The 19,982-nt window shown below is 44.9% G+C and carries 17 protein-coding genes; all 17 read right to left on the reverse strand.

Annotated features, from left to right (window positions below):
- Positions 1-74: 74 nt before the first annotated feature.
- The 17 genes from dut to tviB all read right to left on the reverse strand — a co-directional run bounded on the left by dut (position 75) and on the right by tviB (position 19,919).
- The gene (gene dut, locus Q4A84_RS08810; protein WP_303088556.1) at positions 75-527 is read right to left on the reverse strand and encodes a dUTP diphosphatase; all 453 of its coding nucleotides are present in this window, start codon (positions 525-527) and stop codon (positions 75-77) included.
- A 112-nt stretch (positions 528-639) separates the two neighbouring features.
- Positions 640-1,113 (reverse strand): hypothetical protein, encoded by a 474-nt coding sequence (locus Q4A84_RS08815; RefSeq protein ID WP_303088557.1) that lies wholly within the window; start codon positions 1,111-1,113, stop codon positions 640-642.
- A gap of 85 nt (positions 1,114-1,198) precedes the next feature.
- Complete coding sequence (locus tag Q4A84_RS08820; RefSeq protein WP_303088558.1) at positions 1,199-2,134, reverse strand: hypothetical protein; 936 nt, start codon at positions 2,132-2,134, stop codon at positions 1,199-1,201.
- Between the two features lie 80 nt (positions 2,135-2,214).
- Positions 2,215-3,273 (reverse strand): ChuX/HutX family heme-like substrate-binding protein, encoded by a 1,059-nt coding sequence (locus Q4A84_RS08825; RefSeq protein ID WP_303088559.1) that lies wholly within the window; start codon positions 3,271-3,273, stop codon positions 2,215-2,217.
- Positions 3,274-3,487: 214 nt separating this feature from the next.
- On the reverse strand, positions 3,488-5,632 hold the full coding sequence (locus tag Q4A84_RS08830; protein WP_303088560.1) for a polysaccharide biosynthesis tyrosine autokinase: 2,145 nt from the start codon (positions 5,630-5,632) through the stop codon (positions 3,488-3,490).
- Positions 5,633-5,723: 91 nt separating this feature from the next.
- The gene (locus Q4A84_RS08835) at positions 5,724-6,161 is read right to left on the reverse strand and encodes a low molecular weight protein-tyrosine-phosphatase (RefSeq protein ID WP_303088561.1); all 438 of its coding nucleotides are present in this window, start codon (positions 6,159-6,161) and stop codon (positions 5,724-5,726) included.
- Between the two features lie 10 nt (positions 6,162-6,171).
- Positions 6,172-7,326, reverse strand: a complete 1,155-nt coding sequence (locus Q4A84_RS08840; protein ID WP_303088562.1) for a polysaccharide export protein — start codon at positions 7,324-7,326, stop codon at positions 6,172-6,174.
- A 112-nt stretch (positions 7,327-7,438) separates the two neighbouring features.
- Positions 7,439-9,352 (reverse strand): nucleoside-diphosphate sugar epimerase/dehydratase, encoded by a 1,914-nt coding sequence (locus Q4A84_RS08845; RefSeq protein ID WP_303088563.1) that lies wholly within the window; start codon positions 9,350-9,352, stop codon positions 7,439-7,441.
- 233 nt (positions 9,353-9,585) lie between these two features.
- Positions 9,586-10,761 (reverse strand): DegT/DnrJ/EryC1/StrS aminotransferase family protein, encoded by a 1,176-nt coding sequence (locus Q4A84_RS08850; protein WP_303088564.1) that lies wholly within the window; start codon positions 10,759-10,761, stop codon positions 9,586-9,588.
- 123 nt (positions 10,762-10,884) lie between these two features.
- Positions 10,885-11,499 carry a sugar transferase gene (locus tag Q4A84_RS08855; RefSeq protein WP_303088565.1) on the reverse strand — a complete coding sequence of 205 codons (615 nt, stop codon included), beginning with the start codon at positions 11,497-11,499 and terminating at the stop codon, positions 10,885-10,887.
- A gap of 89 nt (positions 11,500-11,588) precedes the next feature.
- The gene (locus Q4A84_RS08860; protein WP_303088566.1) at positions 11,589-12,722 is read right to left on the reverse strand and encodes a glycosyltransferase family 4 protein; all 1,134 of its coding nucleotides are present in this window, start codon (positions 12,720-12,722) and stop codon (positions 11,589-11,591) included.
- Between the two features lie 53 nt (positions 12,723-12,775).
- A complete protein-coding gene (locus Q4A84_RS08865) occupies positions 12,776-13,837 on the reverse strand; it encodes a glycosyltransferase family 4 protein (protein WP_303088567.1) in 1,062 nt (353 codons plus the stop codon).
- Complete coding sequence (locus Q4A84_RS08870) at positions 13,834-14,781, reverse strand: glycosyltransferase family 2 protein (RefSeq protein WP_303088568.1); 948 nt, start codon at positions 14,779-14,781, stop codon at positions 13,834-13,836. Before Q4A84_RS08870 ends, Q4A84_RS08865 begins: the two co-directional genes overlap by 4 nt.
- A gap of 23 nt (positions 14,782-14,804) precedes the next feature.
- A complete protein-coding gene (locus Q4A84_RS08875) occupies positions 14,805-16,001 on the reverse strand; it encodes a hypothetical protein (protein WP_303088569.1) in 1,197 nt (398 codons plus the stop codon).
- Positions 16,002-16,043: 42 nt separating this feature from the next.
- Entirely contained in the window at positions 16,044-17,318 is a 1,275-nt protein-coding gene (locus tag Q4A84_RS08880) for a flippase (RefSeq protein ID WP_303088570.1), read from the reverse strand.
- Positions 17,319-17,561: 243 nt separating this feature from the next.
- Positions 17,562-18,587, reverse strand: a complete 1,026-nt coding sequence (locus Q4A84_RS08885; RefSeq protein ID WP_303088571.1) for an NAD-dependent epimerase/dehydratase family protein — start codon at positions 18,585-18,587, stop codon at positions 17,562-17,564.
- A gap of 54 nt (positions 18,588-18,641) precedes the next feature.
- The gene (gene tviB, locus Q4A84_RS08890) at positions 18,642-19,919 is read right to left on the reverse strand and encodes a Vi polysaccharide biosynthesis UDP-N-acetylglucosamine C-6 dehydrogenase TviB (RefSeq protein ID WP_303088572.1); all 1,278 of its coding nucleotides are present in this window, start codon (positions 19,917-19,919) and stop codon (positions 18,642-18,644) included.
- Positions 19,920-19,982 lie beyond the last annotated feature (63 nt).

Raw genomic sequence — 19,982 nt, forward strand, 5'->3', positions numbered from 1 at the left:
GGCAAAATTTTTGTTTGCATCATCGTAACCGAGCAACTCATTAAGCTGTTTGGTTTGCGGGTAGAAACCATAGGTTAAGCTTTACCGGTGCTGCCGAAGCCGCCTTCGCCTCGCTCGCTGGCGGCGAATTCGTTAACGATTTTAAATGCCGCTTGTACTACCGGCACGATAACCATTTGTGCGATGCGTTCCATTGGTTGAATGGTAAAGGCTTCTTTGCCACGGTTCCATACTGAAACCTTGAGTTCGCCTTGGTAATCCGAATCAATCAATCCGACCAAATTGCCTAATACGATGCCGTGTTTGTGGCCCAAGCCTGAACGAGGTAATAGAACTGCGGCATAGTCGGGCCTGCCCAGATGGATGGCCAAACCGGTGGGAACGAGATAGGTGTCGCCCGGCTGCAGGGTAACTGCTTCGTCGAGGCAGGCTCGTAAGTCCAAACCGGCGGAGCCTGGGGTTGCGTAGGCTGGAAGCTGCTCGGTCATACGGGGATGGAGGATTTTTAGTTCGACTTCTGTTTGCATAATTGGGTATTCCTGAAATTCGGTTTAATGGGAATGAACGAGGTAGGTTGTTTAATGCCTGTCTGAAAATTTTCAGACAGGCATTTTTATTCTTTGACTTTATGATGGTTAATCAATAACCGATATAAACGCTGAATGATAACAATAAAATCATCACAACGCTAAAAATCAGCATCAACGGCCAGACAAATTTTGCCCATTTGCTCCAGCCTACTTCGGCGGTTGCTAAGAAAATCAATAATGCGCTGGAGGTCGGCACAACCATGTTGCTCAAGCCGTTGCCCATTAGAAAGGCGAATATGGTGGTTTGCGGCGACACGCCAGTCAATTCGCCCATCGGGCCCAGAATCGGAATGCTGACTGCTACCTTTCCTACGGCGGAAGGCATTACAATATCCAGCAATAATTCTGAAATGAAAACGAAAAAAGCGGAAAAATAAGTGCCGTGTGATCCGATGGATTCGACCAGATAATAAATCAAGGTATCAAGAATTTTCCCTTTTAGTAGAATAATTTCCACTGCAGCGGCCAATCCGATAAGCATGGCGGCCAGCACCATTTTTTTTCGTTCCTTCAATAAACGCATCGGCACATTGATTGGCGCTCAAGCCGCTGAATAATGTAACCAATACGCTTAAAAACAGATAATAGCCTGATAATTGAGTAGTTTTTCATCCGAGATGGTTGGCGGCATAAACCAGAAAGCCGATGCCGATAACCATAATCCAAAGCATGGCGGAATGTCGGAACGAAAGTTTGGGGCTGTCGGCTTGAGTCGGCGCAGGCAGCAGCTGTTCGTTTTTCTTGATATACCACAGCACGAAGCCGATGCCTATCAATAGAGTGATGACATAAGTTGCGACTCTCAGGCCGATTCCGCTAAATACGGGCAAACCCAACATAGGTTGGGCAACCGGCAGGATGTAAGGGTTGGTAATCGATGCGATATGCCCGATTTGATTGCCGAGCGCAACGATGGCCAGGCCGACCAGATTGGATAGGCCCATTTGGTTGCATAAGGCCACAACCAAGGGAATCATCAGTACATATTCTTTAGAAAAGCCTAGAAACGTTGTGCCTGCAGAGAAAATCAACATCAGCACGGGCACCAATACATAAATGTTGTTTCCGGTTATTGCCAGCACGCGTTGCAACCAGGCTTCGACCATGCCGCTTTTGTTAAGAATGCCGAACATGCCGCCGACAAATAAAACCATAACCACTAGGGCGAAAAGTTTGGCAATGCCTTCAGGTATCGACATGAAAAAGCCGGAAATGCTGATCGGCGCTATTTTTTTGGCAACGTGCGGTGCCGTGCCGGATGTCGCCGTTGCCTCGATTTTTTCCGTTTCCTCGTTTGTTTTTTTAGCATCTGTTTTAGGCTTGTCGGCAGGAGAAACCAGTATGTTGCTCAAAGAGAAGTCTTTTTCGAGCACTTGATATGTGCCGGGAACCACCATTTTATTTTTGCGCTGGTATTCGCCCGAAGGTAATACATAGCTCATGATGGCAGCAATCAGTGCGATTGCCGCCATCAGTAGAACAGGATTGATGCCTGACTTTTTAACAGGGGTTGGCTCGTTTATTGGTTGAGGGATTTTTGTCATGAAGCAACTCTTTAAATTTTCGATTTTGTTAAAAGGTTGCGTTTTCCCACTTGTTTTTCAGACAGGCATTAGAATGCGGCCTATTCGTTTTTCATGATTTTGCCGGATTGTAACAGATTGTCGGTGATTTCGCGCCATGCCGCCAATTCCGGTTCGCCTTCCTGCCGTTTGCCGAAAATCTGAATGACTGTTTTGCGGCGGCTGTCGAAGCCTTCCAGGCAGGTAACGAAACCATCGCGTATCGGTCGGCGCACCACCCAAGTTTCTACGATACCTTCATCATTCAGATGCATGCTGAAGCCTTCTTCTTTACCGTCGAGCACATTAAGATAGCCGCGTGCACGCACGATATTGTGAAGCAAGCCGGTTTGGATTTGAACGATGCCTCGGTTTCCGACAAAAATCATAATTTCGATATTGTGCTCGCAGGCGGCTTCCAATGCTTGTTGCCATGCTTCATGGCTTAGCTGGCGGGTGGAGCCTGCGGGTGCATGCCGATAGGCGGTTTGTCGGTCGATGTCGAATGTTTCGAGCAAGCCGCTGAAATGATGGACGTCTTTCAGTTCTTGCCAACGTTCTTGGAAAGAGATTTCTTTTTCAGGAGAAAGGGCAGGGGTTGCAATAACGGGCGGCAGTTCGCCGGTTTGGAATTCCGGCTTGCCTTCTGTGCGGAAGGCATCAATCAAGGCGTGCCATTCGGTTTCTTTGCCGTCTTCTCGCAGGAATACTTTTTGTATGCAAACGCCGAATTCGTCGTAAAACTGAACGGAACGGCTTATTTTGTCTTTGTCTTGCGTGGTAACGGCGAGTATGTGGTGCCAGCGGGCGGGGAAAATGCGTAAATCAATGCCGCCGATGTTGAGTGCAATGCCTGAGGTGGGCGCCATGCTGACATTTTCGTAAATGCCTTTTTTTTCATGCACGCATACGCTGTTGCGTACAACGCATTGCACCAGCCCTAGTGTGTTGAGTTTTAACACGACATCGCGCACGTTGGCTTTCCCGCCGAGGTAAACGGTATCGGGTGCTTCGGCCATTAGTGCGCCTTCGCTTACGCCTAAGTCTTCCGCTCCTTCGCGGGGAAAATAGATGCCTTGTTTTTGCGTTTTGTTGCTTTGGTATTGTTGCCAGAGGTTCATAGCGGTACTCCTTTGAGGGTGTTCAGGCAGGCATTAAGATGAGAAATGCCTGTCTGAAAAGGTTTATGAATGACATATTTCTGGCAGTGTTTTGTGTTGCACGGCTATATAGACGTGAAGTTTTCAGTGGCTTAATCCGGCCGCTTGATGAGTTTTGAAGTAGGCTTTAAACATAAATGCCTGTCTGAATATTCAGACAGGCATTACCGTTTGATTATTTACCAGTGTAGGCTTGATACTGGTAGTAGTTTCGAGCAGTGCGTTCCACACCGTTGAAAATAATGCCTTCTACTTTGATACCGGCATTGTTCAGACGAGTCATACTGTCTTCAAGCTCGTCGTGAGAAGTTTTTCTGTAACGGGCAATCAACAGGTTGAGGTCTGCAATACGGCCAATGACAGAGCTGTCGGTTACGGCCAACACAGGCGGCGTATCAATGATAACGTAATCGTATTTATCTTTTGCCATGGTGATGAATTCTTTAAATTTATCACTCATTAGCATTTCAGACGGGCTTTGCGGTGAATGGCCGCGTGAAATAAAGTCCAAACCCGGAACATCGGTTTTCTTGATGCAGCTGTCCAAGCTCAACGAACCATCAAGAATTTCGGCCAAGCCGTTTTCTTCAGACAGGCCGAACGAATGATGCAGCATGCCGCGGCGCAAGTCGGCATCAACCAGTAAAACGCGCGAACCGGCTTGAGCAGTAACGGCGGCCAGATTGGATGACACGAAAGATTTACCGACGTCGGGCGTAGTACCGGCAATCATAATCATGCTGCTCTTATTGTTGATGGTTGCGAAATGAAGGTTGGTTCGCAAGGCACGGATGGTTTCAACGGCAACATCGTTGGTATGGATATTGGCCAGAAGGTATTGCGGGCGTTTGCTTTTGCTGGTGCTCAAACGAGTATAGCGTTTGTCTGCCTTCAATTGGGTATTGGAAACCGGAATGGTCGCAATCAGATTGTAGCCCATCGCACGGATATCGTCGGAAACTTTGATGGTCGGGCGAGCAATGGCACGCAGTACAAACAAGGAGGAGGCCAGTAAACCGGCAGCAACCGCAGACAATAAAGTAATCATGGCGCGGCGCGGCTTGAAGGGTTTTTCTTCTGCGGCAGCCGAGTCGATAACGCGGATATTACCTTGCGAGCTGGCTTTCAGAATATTCAACTCTTGTTGACGGTTCAGCAGTTGAACATAAGTGGCCTGATTGATTTCGACATCACGGTTCAAACGGATAACTTCTTGCTCTGTTTGAGGCAAGGTTGAAATCTGACGGTTAATTCTCTCTTTGGCGGTTTCTAAAACTTTCAAGCGGTCGCGAACCGATTTGTAAGTCGGATGTTCCGGTGTGTACAGCTCCGACATGCCTGCTTCTTCGGCACGTAAGGTGGTAATCTGAGTCTCGATATCGGTCAGGCTGCGCAAAGCGCCTTGGGCTTCGGAGGGAATGTCTACCGAGCCGGTGTGGGTTCGATATTGATTCAACTTGGTTTCAGCTTCTTGCAGCGATTGTTTTAACCGCGGTAATTCTTCGCTGATGAAAGCCAAACCGCTGGTTGCCATCTGAACATCGCGGTTTTTATTTTGGCTGACATAATTGTCAATGATATGGTTGAGAACCATTTCAATCTGTTTCCGGTCCGAACCGTTATAGCTTAAGGTAATCAGTGACCCCGCCTCGCTTTGGGTATTGGCAGACAGATTGTCGTTAACCGAATTGATGGCACGCAAACGGGAAAGTTTGGTAATCGAGAAAGATTGTCCAGCATCAGCAACCAATTGGTTAACAACCAATTCGCCGGTACCGATTTTTAATGGTTTACCAACTTTGCCTTCTAAATTATCACCGTCAGGCGTTGTCAAAGTATAAGCACTCGGGCTTTTGACATCCAATGTGAATTTTTTATTTTCAAAGTCTTCAGGAACAGTCATTCTCTCAATTTTGAGTTGAGGCTGGCCGGAGCTATTAAATTTGGCAAGTGTGGCACCGATGATGGGGGTGTACATCGGCTGAATCTCCAAATCGAGTTGGAGGTTGTCTACAGTTTGCCCGATAACGGAGCGCGACTTAATTAAGTCGATTTCAGCATCGGAACCAGTACCGTTAATGCCGCTGCGTTGAGGAACGTTGGCATTATTCAATTGCGGCAAAATTTGGTTATTTTGAGCTTCTACTGCCAAGAGAGCATCGGCACGATATACAGGTTCGGCAGACATGCTATACAAGCCGCCGATGATAAAGCCCGCTGCGACGGCCGTTCCAATAGGTAACTTATGACGATAAAGAATTGTCATTAACTGTCGTAAATCGATAGAACTTTCAAATGTTTGGGTGGATTTATTTGTCATTTATTTGTTCTCTAAAAGTTTAAGCAAGTTGTCTTTCGAGTAGATAAGCATTTTGGGGATATTGAGTGTGCCAGGTAGGCTAAAAAATAAGCTAATGCCGAAGTTTTTCAGCCCAGGCTTGGCAGGCCTTTTCAATTTGTTTGTATATCTGATCAAACGTATCTTGGCTTTTTTTATAAGGATCTCTGATAAATAAAGGGCTTATCCATTGGCCTAGCAACATTGTTTTACTGCGGGACTGCGGGCTGATTAAAGCAATATCATCAACATGAGATTCTTCCATTACTAAAATCAAGTCTGCAAATTCACACATTTGCGGTGTTAATTGGCGTGCAATGTGCGGAGTTATGTCAATGCCGTTTTTACGAGCCGATAGAATCGCTTCTGGTTCTGCCGGACGATCCGGCGTTACATTGATGCCTGCTGAAACAATGAATAAGTCCGGCAATAATTGCTTTAATACGTACTCCGCTGTTGGAGAGCGGCAGATATTGCCGGTGCACACAATCAATATCTTTTCATAACTCATGGTCTTAAATTTAGAACGAGTTATTAACAGCTGCAATGGTGTTTGCCGCACCGACAGCTTGTGCAACAACACGATCCCAACGAGTAATCGGTGCGGCGGTGATGTAGACTACATCGTTAGATTGCAACTTGAATCGGTTACCCAAAGCATAGGCGGTAGCATCTTTAAGATTCAGCTGATAAACGTGTATCGGTTTTTCCACATCGGAAGGTACGTTACGAATTACGAACACACCGCTTGCGTTGGCATGAATTTGATCCATACCTCCTGCTTCGCCGATAGCTTCGGTTAGCGTCATGCCTTTAGGTGTCATCCGCAAAGAGCTTTGTCGTGTTACTTCGCCCATCACAAAAACTTTGCTATTTTCATTTGACGGCACATAGACAATATCGCCATCGCTCAATAAATGATTCTGCGTTTCGTCGCCGTTGGCACGTAAATCTTCAACGGAAACCGTGTTGTCTATGCCTTTATGTGTCCATTTGACATGCTGCGGATCCGCCTGATCGGTAATGCCGCCAGCCAAATCAATGGCATCCAATAAAGTCATCGGCACGTTCGTAATAGGTAATTGCCCTGCTTGGCGAACGGCTCCAGAAACACTTACTTTTTGAGAGCGGAATTCGGCAATATTGACTTCGACTTGAGGGTTTTTAATATATCTTTTTAATCGAGAAGCTAGTTCGGATTGAACTTGGTTAATGGTTTTGCCGGCAACCAGTACTTCACCGACCAGGGGGAAGAAAATACGACCGTTATCGTTTACCCAAATGCCATTATTAGCTTGCTGGTTTTGTGCAATATTGGTAACGCCTGAATTTGGAGAAGGCGTATTGATACTGGCCGGTGTATTCAAGTCAGGATGGTACCAAACACGAATATTAAGAATGTCACCTTTACCCAAAGCATAGCGGTAGTTAGTTTTCTTAGAGGCTAACTCTCTATTTGAGCGATTAACTTTAGGCGGCAGCTCAATACTTTGCAGTAAATTAAGCGTAATGGGATAGATATTTACCCTGCTATCTAATTGTGCGGCGCCGTCGGCAACGTCATTTTCATGATGTACGATGGTTTTATGTTTGGTAGATAAACCCGAACCGGGAATAACCGTACAACCTGAAGCCATCAATATGACTGATAAGCTGATAAAAGTCAGTTTTTTCATGTTTGTTTAATTTCCTTACTTAAGTAAGCCCGTTTAAGGTAAAACGGTAACCAATTTTATAATATGTTTAGTATTTTATTTTTGAATTGAGTGTATGCTACATAGCTCTTATTCAGACATTGCTACCGAGTTGTTTTGCAACCCAAACAAGATCGCAAATATCATCTTTAGGTTTGAAGCCTGTCGGCGCGTCAAGCAATAATTGGCGTACAACCAATTGATTGCCTTGCGAACAAGCCTCGTCCATTTTTTGCAATATATCAGAAAGCTTTTCCCAGGGTAGCATTATCTCATTAGCGGTCATAATGCGAGGGTGAGTGGTTTTTTCGACCGCATCCCCGATTAAAAGTTCTTCGTAAAGTTTTTCTCCGGGGCGTAGGCCTGTGATTTTTATTTCAATATCACCTGACGGATGGTTGGCATCTTTGACTTCTAAGCCGCTTAAACGAATCATTTGGCGTGCCAAATCGATAATTTTTACAGATTCTCCCATATCTAAAACGAATACGTCCCCACCTTTGCCCATCGCGCCGGCCTGGATAACCAGTTGGGCGGCTTCAGGAATGGTCATAAAGTAGCGGGTAATGTCTTGGTGGGTTAAGGTTACAGGGCCGCCGGCGGCAATTTGCTTTTCAAATACAGGAACGACAGAGCCGGAAGAGCCAAGAACATTACCAAATCTCACCATGCAAAACCGAGTGTTGTGGTTGTTTTCTGCGGCCAAAGCCTGCAAAACCAATTCCGACATACGTTTAGAAGCGCCCATCGTATTGGTAGGTCGAACAGCCTTGTCTGTTGAAATCAATACGAAAGTTTCTACTTTTGCATCAATAGCCGCTTGTGCGCAGAACATGGTGCCGTAGATATTGTTCCGCACACCTTCCAATGTGTTGAATTCAACCATAGGAACGTGTTTGTAAGCAGCTGCATGGTAAATAGTTTGTACGCCGAATGCGGTCATAACGTTGTAAAGACGTTTGCGATGTTGTACGGAACCAAGTAAAGGCAAAACTTCAATATCAATCTTGTTGGCTTCTTTATATTCGCGTAGCTCCTTATCAATGCTGTATAAAGAGAACTCGGATAATTCGAACAAAATTAATTTTGCCGGTTTATTTCTAATGATTTGACGACATAATTCTGAGCCAATCGAACCGCCTGCACCAGTAACCATAACCACTTTGTTTGTGATGTCTGCGCTCATCAGATCGGGTTTCGGGGCAACGGGATCTCGGCCGAGCAAATCGAATACGGAAATTTTGCGCAAGGAAGTTACACTGATTTTTCCGTCTACCAATTCTTTCATACCGGGCATGGTCAATACTTCGCACGGATATGGCTCAAGGGATCGAATGATTTTTTTGCGCTCTTCTTGAGAGGCACTTGGAATAGCCAGTAAGATTTTTTCTACTTGGTAGCGCTCAATCAATTCGGAAATGTCGCCGGGTTGATGGACTGTCAAGTTGTTGATAATGTTTTTTTGCAAAGATGGATTGTCATCAACAAAGGCGACTGCATGATACTCATTAACCTGTTTAACGGCTTCTAATAATTGGCGGCCGGATTGACCGGCACCGTAAATGATGACGGGTGCCATGGTCTTTATATTATTATTGGTGCTATTTAAAATCGCCCTTAGCACAAAGCGAGAACCACAAGTCAATACCAGCATCATTAAGAAGTAAACAAATGAAGGAAGCCAGTTGATTTGCTGATGTAGAATTGATGAGCACATTGTCATAATGATAGTAGACAGCAAGCTGCCTAAAACAGCGGTTGTGATAACCTTGGTGCCCATAAAGCGGGTAACGGCGCGGTATAACCCTAATTTTACAAAGAAAGTAATGGTTAAGCTGGCGGTGAGAATGAAGGTAATCCAGTTGCTGATGTCGCTCCATTCATGCGAATAGCTTGCTTTTAAACTTAAGCTGAACCAAAAAGTGAAGAAAATGATTAATGTATCGTGAATAACAAAGAATGCTTTTTTTATACTTCTCGGCAAGGAAAGTAAATATGCTAAATTCATGATATTGGGTAACTTATGCTAGGTTGAGGGTAAGATTTACCCAGAGGCAGGTAAATCCGAAGCTGTATTATGCTTTCAGACGAAATTATTTGTTTGGCTTAATTATTTGAAACAAAAATGACAACATTTAATTATGAATAGTTATTTTAGGTAATTGGCTAGTGTGCGACATGAAACAAGTTAAAGTAAAAAGCTGGAACCGCCCGTAGCCACGGGCGGTGAACCTTGCTCAATCAAGCAGTTGCTTGAGTAAGAATGTCATTCAGATTTTTACAGCAGAATTGGATTTGTTCTTCTGTAATAGTAGGATGAACCAAGAACATCAAGCTGGTTTCTCCTAATTCAACTGCATTTTTGAGGCGCTCCTTGGGGCGCCAAGGTGTTTTGTCGAATGCTTTTTCTAAATAAACTTCCGAGCAGCTTCCTTGATAACAGGGAACGCCTAATGCGTTTAATTCATTTACGATGCGATCACGCGTCCACCCTGCGGCTAGGTTTTCTGGTTTCACAAAAGCATAGTATTTGTATTGAGCATGTTCGATATAATCGGCTACTTCGATTGTGCGGATTGATTTGAATTGTTTCAAAACTTCTTCCAATCGTGCTGCATTAGCTTGGCGTTTTTTGGTCCAATCAGCCATGCGTTTCAGTTGGATTCGACCAATGGCCGCTTGCATTTCCATCATGCGCCAATTAGTTCCGAAACTTTCGTGAAGCCAGCGGAATCCGGGCGGGTGTTGGCGGTTGTATACCGCATCATAACTTTTTCCGTGATCTTTATAAGACCACATTTTCGACCAAAGTTCTTTATCGTTGGTTGTTACCATGCCGCCTTCACCACCGGTGGTCATAATTTTGTCTTGGCAAAATGACCATGCACCAACATGGCCGATGGAACCTGCCGATTTATTTTTATATCGTGTTCCGTGTGCTTGTGCGCAATCTTCAATTACCCAAAGTTTATGTTTTTCTGCCAAGGCCATAATGTCATCCATTTCCGCAGGCATGCCGGCAAGATGTACGACGATAATGGCTTTTGTGTTAGGAGTGAGCGCAGCTTCTATGGTTTCGGCGGAAATGTTTTGGCTATTCAAATCGACATCTGCGAATACGGGGTTGGCACCTGCCGTTACGATGGCTGATGCAGAGGCCAAAAAGGTACGAGATGTAACGATTACATCATCACCCGGGCCAATATCCATGGCTTTTAGCGCAACGTCCAAAGCTAAGGTGCCGTTACCTAAGGCTACGGCATATTCTGTGCCTGCCCATTGTGCAAATTCTTTTTCAAATTCGCGGCATTCGGTACCGGTCCAGTAATTGACTTTGTTAGATAATAAAACCCGGGAAACAGCATCCGCTTCTTCTTGGGTGAAGCAAGGCCATGGTGCCAGAGAGGTGTTTAACATGTGTATTTCCTTTTATATTACATGGTGTGTTGCTGATAGCGGGGGCTTGGCGCAACATTTTTATAACAAAACAAATAATCATTATGCCGGTTGACGATGTGATTCAGAATGACAATGCGCTGTTCAATCTGTTTTCTTTTTCGTACCGGTGAATTTATTCATGGTAGCTTCACCTTCTGCGGCAATTCCTTCTTTTATAAAAACTTTTTTTACGGTTAGAAATAGAATTTTTAAATCCAACAAGAATGAGCGGTTGTCTACGTACCAAACGTCAAGTTTGAATTTTTCTTCCCATGACAGGGCGTTTCGACCGTTGACTTGAGCCCAGCCGGTAATGCCGGGACGAACGTCATTGCGGCGGCGTTGCTCGTCATCATAGTGTTCCAAGTATTCCATCAGTAAAGGGCGCGGGCCGACCAAACTCATTTCACCCTTCAATACATTCCATAATTCGGGTAGTTCATCTAGACTGGTGGCGCGTAAAGCTCTGCCGAAGGAAGTCAATCGTTCCTCATCCGGTAGTGGGTTGCCGTTTTGGTCGAGGGCGTCGCGCATCGAGCGAAACTTAACCATTTCAAACGGTACACCGTCTTTACCGGGCCGGATTTGTCGGAACAACACGGGAGAACCTAGGTTTTTTTTCACGAAATAGGCGAGTATCAGTAATACGGGCGAGAGAACCAGCAGGCCGATGAATGAGCAAATGATATCGAAGAGGCGTTTAATAAGGTCTGACATGTTTATCCTGTTTTTTATAGATGCCTGTCTGAAAGTAACGGAGTTCCAGACAGGCATGATTGGATGTTTTTGTTGGGTAAAGTTCTTTATCAAACTTTCATGGTTTGCAACATGAAATCGTTGATGATGTTTACATCATATTTGGTTTTTACGGTTTCGAGAGAGGCTTGACGCATGCTTTCAATCAAATCGGGATTTTCCAAAAAACGAGCCATTGTGCTGGCTAATTTTTCCGCAGATTGAACCGGAACTAAAAAACCATTATAGCCTTCGTCTACTGTTTGACGGCATCCGGGAGCGTCAGTGGTAATGATTGCACGACCAGTGGCCATGGCTTCCAAGACGGTACGTGGTGTTCCTTCACGGTAAGACGGTAGTACGAAAACATGGCAGGCGTTCAATGCAGGGCGAACATCGCTTAGCTTTCCCCAGAATTTGACAGTACCGTCATTTACCCATTGATCCAGTTCGGCTTGGGTAACGGAGCTTGGATTGCTGTCAAGAAAACCAACCATATTGAATACGGCGTTTGGGTATTTCTGCTTGATGAGGCGCGCTGCTTCTACATATTCACGCACGCCTTTGTCTTTTAAGAGTCGGCCGATCAGCAGAAAATGTACTTCATCGCCTTCTGGTAATGGCTGAGGGATGAATTTTTGGGTATTGACTCCTGAACCATTAACCACCACCGTGTTTTGTGACGGAGAAGTAATGCCTAAGTCGGCAAATAATTTTTGGTCGTCGTTATTTTGGAAAAACGTAATTTCGGTAGTAGATAGGGCTTGTTTATAGAGTCGGCGTGTAATCTGGCGTATCCAGCTTTTGGGCGTGCTGTTATCCGTATCTTGGAATGCATAGCCTAGACCGGTAATCAGCGCGATGCGGTGAGGCACGCCTGCCGATTTTGCAGCCAACATGCCGTAAATAACCGGTTTGATTGTGTAAGCCAAAGCATAATCAGGGCGAATTTCTTGCATCAGTTTGCGTAAAGCCAGGAGGGTTTTGAAATCTTCAATAGGATTGGTGCCGGTACGCTGCATAGGAACGTCGTGAACAATAAATCCGTGGCTCTGTAATTTATCTCGGGTCGGCGCATCTTTAGTAATTTCCGGAGCGGCAATGTGTACTTCCAAACCTTTGGCTTGAATGGCACAGATTAAATCCCATCGAAAATTGGTTACGGATTCGGCAAAGCCGGCAATCAGTAGGAATTTTTTCATCATATTTCTTAATATCAGCAATTATTTTTTAAATGCCTGTCTGAAAACAGGGATGTTCAATTTGAAGCGGCTTTACGCAGTAATTCGGTCAGCTTGGGTGCAGTTTTTTGGATGCAGAATAAATTTTCGGCATCTTGCCTGCCTCGTTCTCCGAAATGCTGGCGCAGAGAAGCATCCTTTAACAAGGTGCTCAATGCTTCTATCCAAGCCGTATCGTTATTGACTAAGAAACCATTTTTATCAGGTTCAATAATGTTTTTGTTAGCGCCGACATCCGAGCCTACCACTGGTAAACCGCAAGCCATATATTGGATAAGCTTATAACCGCATTTGCCGTTGGTCCAAGGGGTGTCTGGCAAAGGCATGATGCCGATATCGCATTCGGCTACGCGGGGCACTTCGGTATCTTCCGTCCAGTCGATACATTCTACATTGACATCTGGAATATCCAGTTTGGCACCGATTATGCGCAGTTTGTAAGGCGTTTGCTTGGCCAATTCCGCCAACGGTTTGGCAATGTCGTTCACATATTGTGCGGTAGAGGGAGAACCAATCCACACGATGGTTGGCGTCGTGCTGATTTTTTGCGGGTTGGTAAAATAGCGGTCGATATCAATGACCGTCGGAATGATTTCAACCCATTTCGCTCCGGCACTTATGGCTCGGTCAGCCAGATATTGGTTGCCGCAAACAACCAGTTTGGCCGATGCCATGAGCTTATCCAGCCTTTGACCGAATATTTTGCGTACGATCGGCAGACGGTGCATGTCGTAATTGTGGAAAAGCGCATCGTCGTAATCCAAAACGTAAGGTACGCCGGATAATAAGAATTTTTCAAACCATGCCGGAGTCCAAGGCAGGGCTTCTTTTTCAATCCAAATTAAATCGTATTCATTTTTTGCATTTAACAGCAAACGAACGCGGCGCCAATAGATTTTTAGCACTTCATTATTGCTGTAAGACTGCTTAAGGTATTTGGCCGTCAATGCTTCATCGCTGATCAGAGGAAAAACATCACAATGAATACCGTTTTGTTTCAACCAAGGGATGTATTGCATGGTACGCAAACGAGAGGAAGCGCCTTTGGGCCCGTATTTGGTAAGCATTAGGATTTTCATCGTGTACGGCCTCTCAAGACAGCCGGTAATGCTTTCCAAAGCATGCCGTAACCAATCCATGTGTTTTTAACATCGGCGGTAGAGCCCTTTAATAGCCCTAAAGCTGAGCGGGAAAAAGGCTCTAAAAATAAGGTAACGAATGTAATTCCGGCTGCCTTTAAAAACGACATGTGGGTAAAGCTATAAATCAAGCGGCTGCGCAAGGAATAAAACAAGCGGGTAGCCTTAACTTGATTGGAAGTACCGCCTCCTGCATGGAAAGCTTGTGCATCTGCCAGATACATACTTTTATAACCGGCTTGTTTGGTGCGGTAGGCTAGATCTAAGTCTTCAAAATAAACGAAAAAGCGTTCGTCGAAGCCTTTAAGCTGGTCAAAAATCGCGCGACGCATAAAGAAAAAGGCGCCGATTACTTGATCAACTTCACGGGTGCTCAAGTGATCCCATTCGCCCATGTGCATGTGCATGGATTTGAAGGATTTAAACGGTAGTTTGTTTAGGCCAAGGGCATTAACCGTAAAGGTGGTAAACGAGGGAAAACGGGTGCAGCTACGTGCAACATGATTGTCTTCTTCTAAGAGCTGGATACCGCAGATGCCGACATCCTTATGCTCAGGGTTTTCCATATATTCATAGGGAACGCGAAGAGAATTTTCGAAAAGCTGGGCGTCTGGATTCAGGAAAAGAATATATTTGCTGGAGCAAACCGAGGCGCCTTGGTTGCATGCTGCTCCAAAACCGTTATTAGTGGTGTTTTTAATAATTTTTAATTCAAAAGGAAAGTCGTTGCCTAATTCTTCAACGAGTTGAATCGAATTATCGGAGGAGTGGTTGTCGACAACCGCAACGGTCGCGACTAAATCGGAATGGTATTTAATAATGCTGACAACGGCATCGCGCAACAGGCTGCCTGCATTCCAGTTAACAAAAACGATATCTATCATGGAAGGTTCATCTCTCGGGGGTATTAATTTGTTGTAAGACTGATTTGATTACGCTGTGGTATGGCATTTTGGTTTTTATTTTTATCCAGTCTTTGCAATTGATTGAAAAATGAAATTGCAAAGAGTGTGATCGGTAGCATTCTCGGGTAAATCAGATTAGAAAAACCAATCTCGAAAATCAGATAAACGATCGTTAGGAATAAAGCAAATTTTCCTTGTATGTTTCGGAAGGTAAATCTGGTAAAGGCCCATATGATGGCAAGGGTGCCTAAGATTGAATTGCGTAATGAGTATTCCAAATAGCCCGAGTCGGCGTACATAAAGTTTGTGGTATAGCCAAAGCCGATTCCGCTAAGCGGATTGTTTAAAATATATTCCAGATTGTTTGCCAGATTACCGCCGTCGGCATAGCGCCCGCCTAAGCCGTTTCTGTGTGAGAACATTTTCATTAAAACAGAATCTATTAGCTCATTGGCGAATGGCAACATAATGAGCAGTGCGAGTAGCTCCAATCCGTAGATTAAATAGGCAAAATGTTTATTGTAGCGATATAGCTCCACTTGCAATACAACCAAGGAGAATAACAGCATGGTCAGAGAGGTTGAAGATTGCAAGAAAAATAGGAAAATTAAAAATAAAAAGGTAACCAACAAGAATTTTTTTTGGTGCGTATATTTAAACGCCATTAGGTTAAGCAATAGGAAAAGGAAATCGTAAAAACCTGCCACGGAGTGAGTGGCAAAGATTGCGACAGGCTTAAGCTGAAACAACATATTGGGAATCAGCTCGGGATAAAAAGCGGAATAATATTGGCGGATGATTTCAGTAATCGCCGGAATTTGAAAAATGATGCCCAAGGACAGAATAACCAGATAAATATCGGCAACAATAAGCACCGACAAATAGCTTTTCAGGTTTGACGGGTTATCGTTGCTGTTAATCAATAGCATACTGAAAAGCGTGATGAACAATAAACCGGTACCATATTTGTAAGAATAATATTGAGAGGAGAAGGTAAAAGCGGTAATTGCGATACCAAACGCCAATCCTAGAAATAAGTTCACTAAATCCAGTTTATTTTGCCTAAATAATAAAACCATCAAACAGGCTAAGCTGACAAAAGACGAAAACACCCCGAAAGTCGATGTGATTTGCCCTCCGACAGAGGCGGGTAGGAAAATGCCAAACAGGAATAGGGAACAGATAAGGTAATTATTCATAGTATTTGGGTCATCATATCTGATGTGGATATGGAAATTGGATTATTTTGTTTTCTGGCAGGCCAACATTAATAAACTTAAATCTAAAGTCATGCGGGCGGACCAAGCTACCGCCGCGCCAGCAATGCCAAACTTGGTTAGGGCAAAATACAAAAATGCGAAATAGATTGGAAATTCAATCATATGGAATTTTGCCGTAATAGAGGCTTTGCCTCGGGCGTGAAGTTGCGAATAAAACAATGCGGACAGAGAATTCAAAAATACGCCCACGCATAAAATTTGTCCGACTAAAACGGATTCTGGGTTGAAATTGGTTTTCAACCAGAATTTCAATACAAACGGCATCAAAACAGCCATGCTTGCGGATACCAGCAACATCATTCCGCCGACACGGAATAGCCAAGTATTGAAATAGCTGCGCCATTTTTCGGGCTGCTCTTGTATCAGCCGCGATAAGGAAGGAAAGATAACCGATGTGATGGCGCTGACCAGAATCAGGCTTTGCGCGACCAATTCGAAAGGCACGACATAAATGGTTACCGCAGAAGCGGAAATGAGTGCGGCAATCATAAAACGGTCAAGCTGAACCATCATAGGGCTCAGGATGCTGCTCACGGTTACCCAACCGCCGAAAGAGAATAAGGTTTTGGCGGTTTGGGTTGAGTAAACCAATTGGTTGGGCTGGTAGCCCGGTTCGTTTTCTTTCAGGCAGGCAAAGGCCAGATAACGGAATAGGAACAAGGAAGCGACGCGGCTGATAACCAAGCTGGCGATGATCCACGCCAAGTCGTTTGTGAAGTAGGAAATTGCCAAAGGCCCGGCAAAATTGATGGCACCTAAAAATACTCTCAATATGCTGATGCCTTTGAAATTCATATAGGCTTCGTTCATGCCGCGGTAAGTGGCACTCATGGCTTGGGCGGGCAAAACGATGGCTAACAGGAAAATGGCATTGCGGATTTCGATGTTGGGAATATGCTCGGTTTTAACCAAGCTGCTGCCACCGAGTAAATTGAAGACAATAATACCGACACTGCCGATTAATCCGGCAATCATGGTAATGCGCGAAGCCGTGGCCAATACGACGGGAACTTGATCGGTTTGTTGCTGGCCGCGCAACTTGGATACCATCTGGGTAAGGGCTCTTCCGATGCCCAAATCCAAAATGCCGGCATAAGTCATCATTGCCCATGCCAGCGCCAATAGGCCGAAGCGTTCGTTGCCAATGCTGGAAATTAATTGAGGAATAGCAAACAGGGCAATGAGCAGTGGTAATGCCAAGCCAGCCATGTTCCAGCCAATGTGTGACAATTTCAAAGGTATACTCTTTTCAGTTTAAATCAGGCAGGGTTATTCATTATTTAAAGTATTTGGGCCTGGTTAACTTTCGGAAACAGATTTCAGGCTGTGCGGGAATCAGGTGCTGTTCCGCACGTATTATTATTGGAATAGGTAAACCCGTAGTGAAGCGAATATGTTATATGATTAAAATTGGTTAGGTTTTTAGTTTTCAGACAGGCATTTAGGCCTGTCTGAAAATGGTGTTACCAATGTATCAGGTTATTTCAAAAAACCTTTATACCAAGGCATGGCTTTATGGATGCCTTGCTCAATGGTAAATTGCGGATCATAGCCCAGCAGCGTTTTCGCCTTGCCGATATCGGCTTGGGAGTGGCGCACGTCTCCGGCACGGAAATCGCGGTAAATCGCATCTTTATTATACTGGATACCGTTTTCAGCCAAGCTGCTTTTAATATAGGAGAACAGTTGGTTTAAGGTGGTACGACCGCCTACGGCAACATTGTACACCTGGTTGCGCGCTTCTTCGTCTTGAGCTGTGGCCGCAAGAATATTGGCTTGTACTGTGTTTTCAATAAAGCAGAAATCGCGGCTGGTTTCGCCGTCGCCGTTGATGAACAAGTCTTCGTCTTTAATCATCGCGGAAGTCCATTTCGGGATAACCGCTGCATATGCGCCGTTTGGATCTTGGCGTTTGCCAAATACGTTGAAATAACGCAGGCCGATGCAGGTAAATCCGTAAGTACGGGCGAACACATCTGCATACAGCTCGTTTACATATTTGGTAACTGCATAGGGAGACAAAGGCTTGCCGATTGTATGTTCCACTTTCGGCAGACCCGGATGGTCTCCGTAGGTGGAGCTGCTGGCCGCATAAACAAAGCTCTTAACTTTTGCATCGCGGGCGGCAACCAGCATGTTTAAAAAACCGTCGATATTCGCACTGTTGGTGGTAATCGGATCGTTGATGGAGCGGGGTACCGAACCCAGTGCAGCTTCGTGCAATACGTAGTCTACCGCTTCGCATGCTTGATGGCAGGCTTCCAGATTGCGGATATCGCCTTCGATAAAGGTAAAACGTGACCATTGCTCGGGTGTAACGGTGCGCTGCACTTCATCGAGGTTGTGTTGGTGGCCGGTTGCGAAGTTGTCTAAGCCTACTACTGTCTGATTGAGGGTTAACAAGGTTTCAAGCAAATTGGAACCGATAAAGCCGGCCACACCTGTGACCAGCCATTTTTTCGGTGATTGCTTTAAATCCTGTTGAATTTTTTCATATTTATTCATTAGGTATTTATTCCGTTTTCAAGAAACAATCATATTACGGTTATATTTTCAGAATTACAGACGCAAATCAGTTTCTTCTGCGGTAAACAGGTATTTCAAATCGTAAACAACATGATCTTTTTTACCAAGTTTGCGAATGTCGGCAATACCCATTTCTTTAAACTGGTTATGGGCAACGGCGAGCACGATACCGTCATATTTGCCGTTTTCCAAGCTGGAAATAGGCGTAATGCCGTATTCATGCTGTGCTTCGGCATGATCAATCCACGGATCATACACATCAACGGAAATATTGTAATCTTTAAGCTCTTTGATGATGTCGACCACTTTGGTATTACGTAAATCAGGGCAGTTTTCTTTGAAAGTCAGACCCATCAACAGGATTTTCGCGCCTTCTACCTGAACTCGTTTTTTCAACAGGGCTTTTACCAATTGTGAGGCAACATAGCTGGCCATGTTGTCGTTCAAGCGGCGGCCTGCCAGAATGATTTCCGGGTGGTAACCGATGCTTTGGGCTTTATGAGTGAGGTAGTAGGGGTCTACGCCGATGCAATGGCCGCCGACTAAGCCCGGGCGGAAAGGCAGGAAGTTCCATTTGGTACCGGCTGCTTTTAATACGGCTTCGGTGTCAATGCCCATTTTATTGAAAATCACGGCCAACTCGTTAATCAGGGCAATGTTCAAGTCGCGTTGAGTATTTTCGATAACTTTGGCAGCTTCCGCTACTTTGATGCTGCTGGCTTTATGAGTGCCGACCACGATGATTTCGTTGTAGAGGGCATCAACGATATCGGCAACTTCGGGTGTGGAGCCGGAGGTTATTTTCTTGATGGTGCTAACACGGTGCTCTTTGTCGCCCGGGTTGATGCGCTCTGGGCTGTAGCCTGCGTAGAAATCCTGATTGAATTTTAAGCCGGAGAATTTTTCCAATACGGGAACACAATCTTCTTCGGTAGCGCCGGGGTAAACAGTGGATTCGTAAACAACGATATCGCCTTTTTTGAGCACTTTGCCGATGGTTTCAGAGGCTTTGACTAAAGGAGTCAGGTCGGGTTGGTTGTGTTCGTCAATCGGGGTGGGAACGGTTACGATAAACACGTTGCATTTTTTGAGCTCTTCCAGATTGGCGGTGTAGCTCAGATGTTTGGCGCTGGCCAATTCTTCGTCATCCACTTCCAAGGTTGCATCGTGGCCTTGTTTCAAGGCTTCGATACGAGCCTGATTGATGTCGAAACCGACAACGGGGCGTTTTTTACCGAATTCTACGGCAAGGGGAAGGCCTACATAGCCTAGGCCGATAATGGCCAGATTGATTTGATCAGGTGTCATCATATTTATAATCTCAAAGTTCAGGGTAATAAAATTTTTCGTTGTTAATTTTCAGACAGGCATTAC

The organism is Neisseria sp. (genome assembly GCF_030527965.1).
In the GTDB taxonomy this organism is placed as follows: Bacteria; Pseudomonadota; Gammaproteobacteria; order Burkholderiales; family Neisseriaceae; genus Neisseria.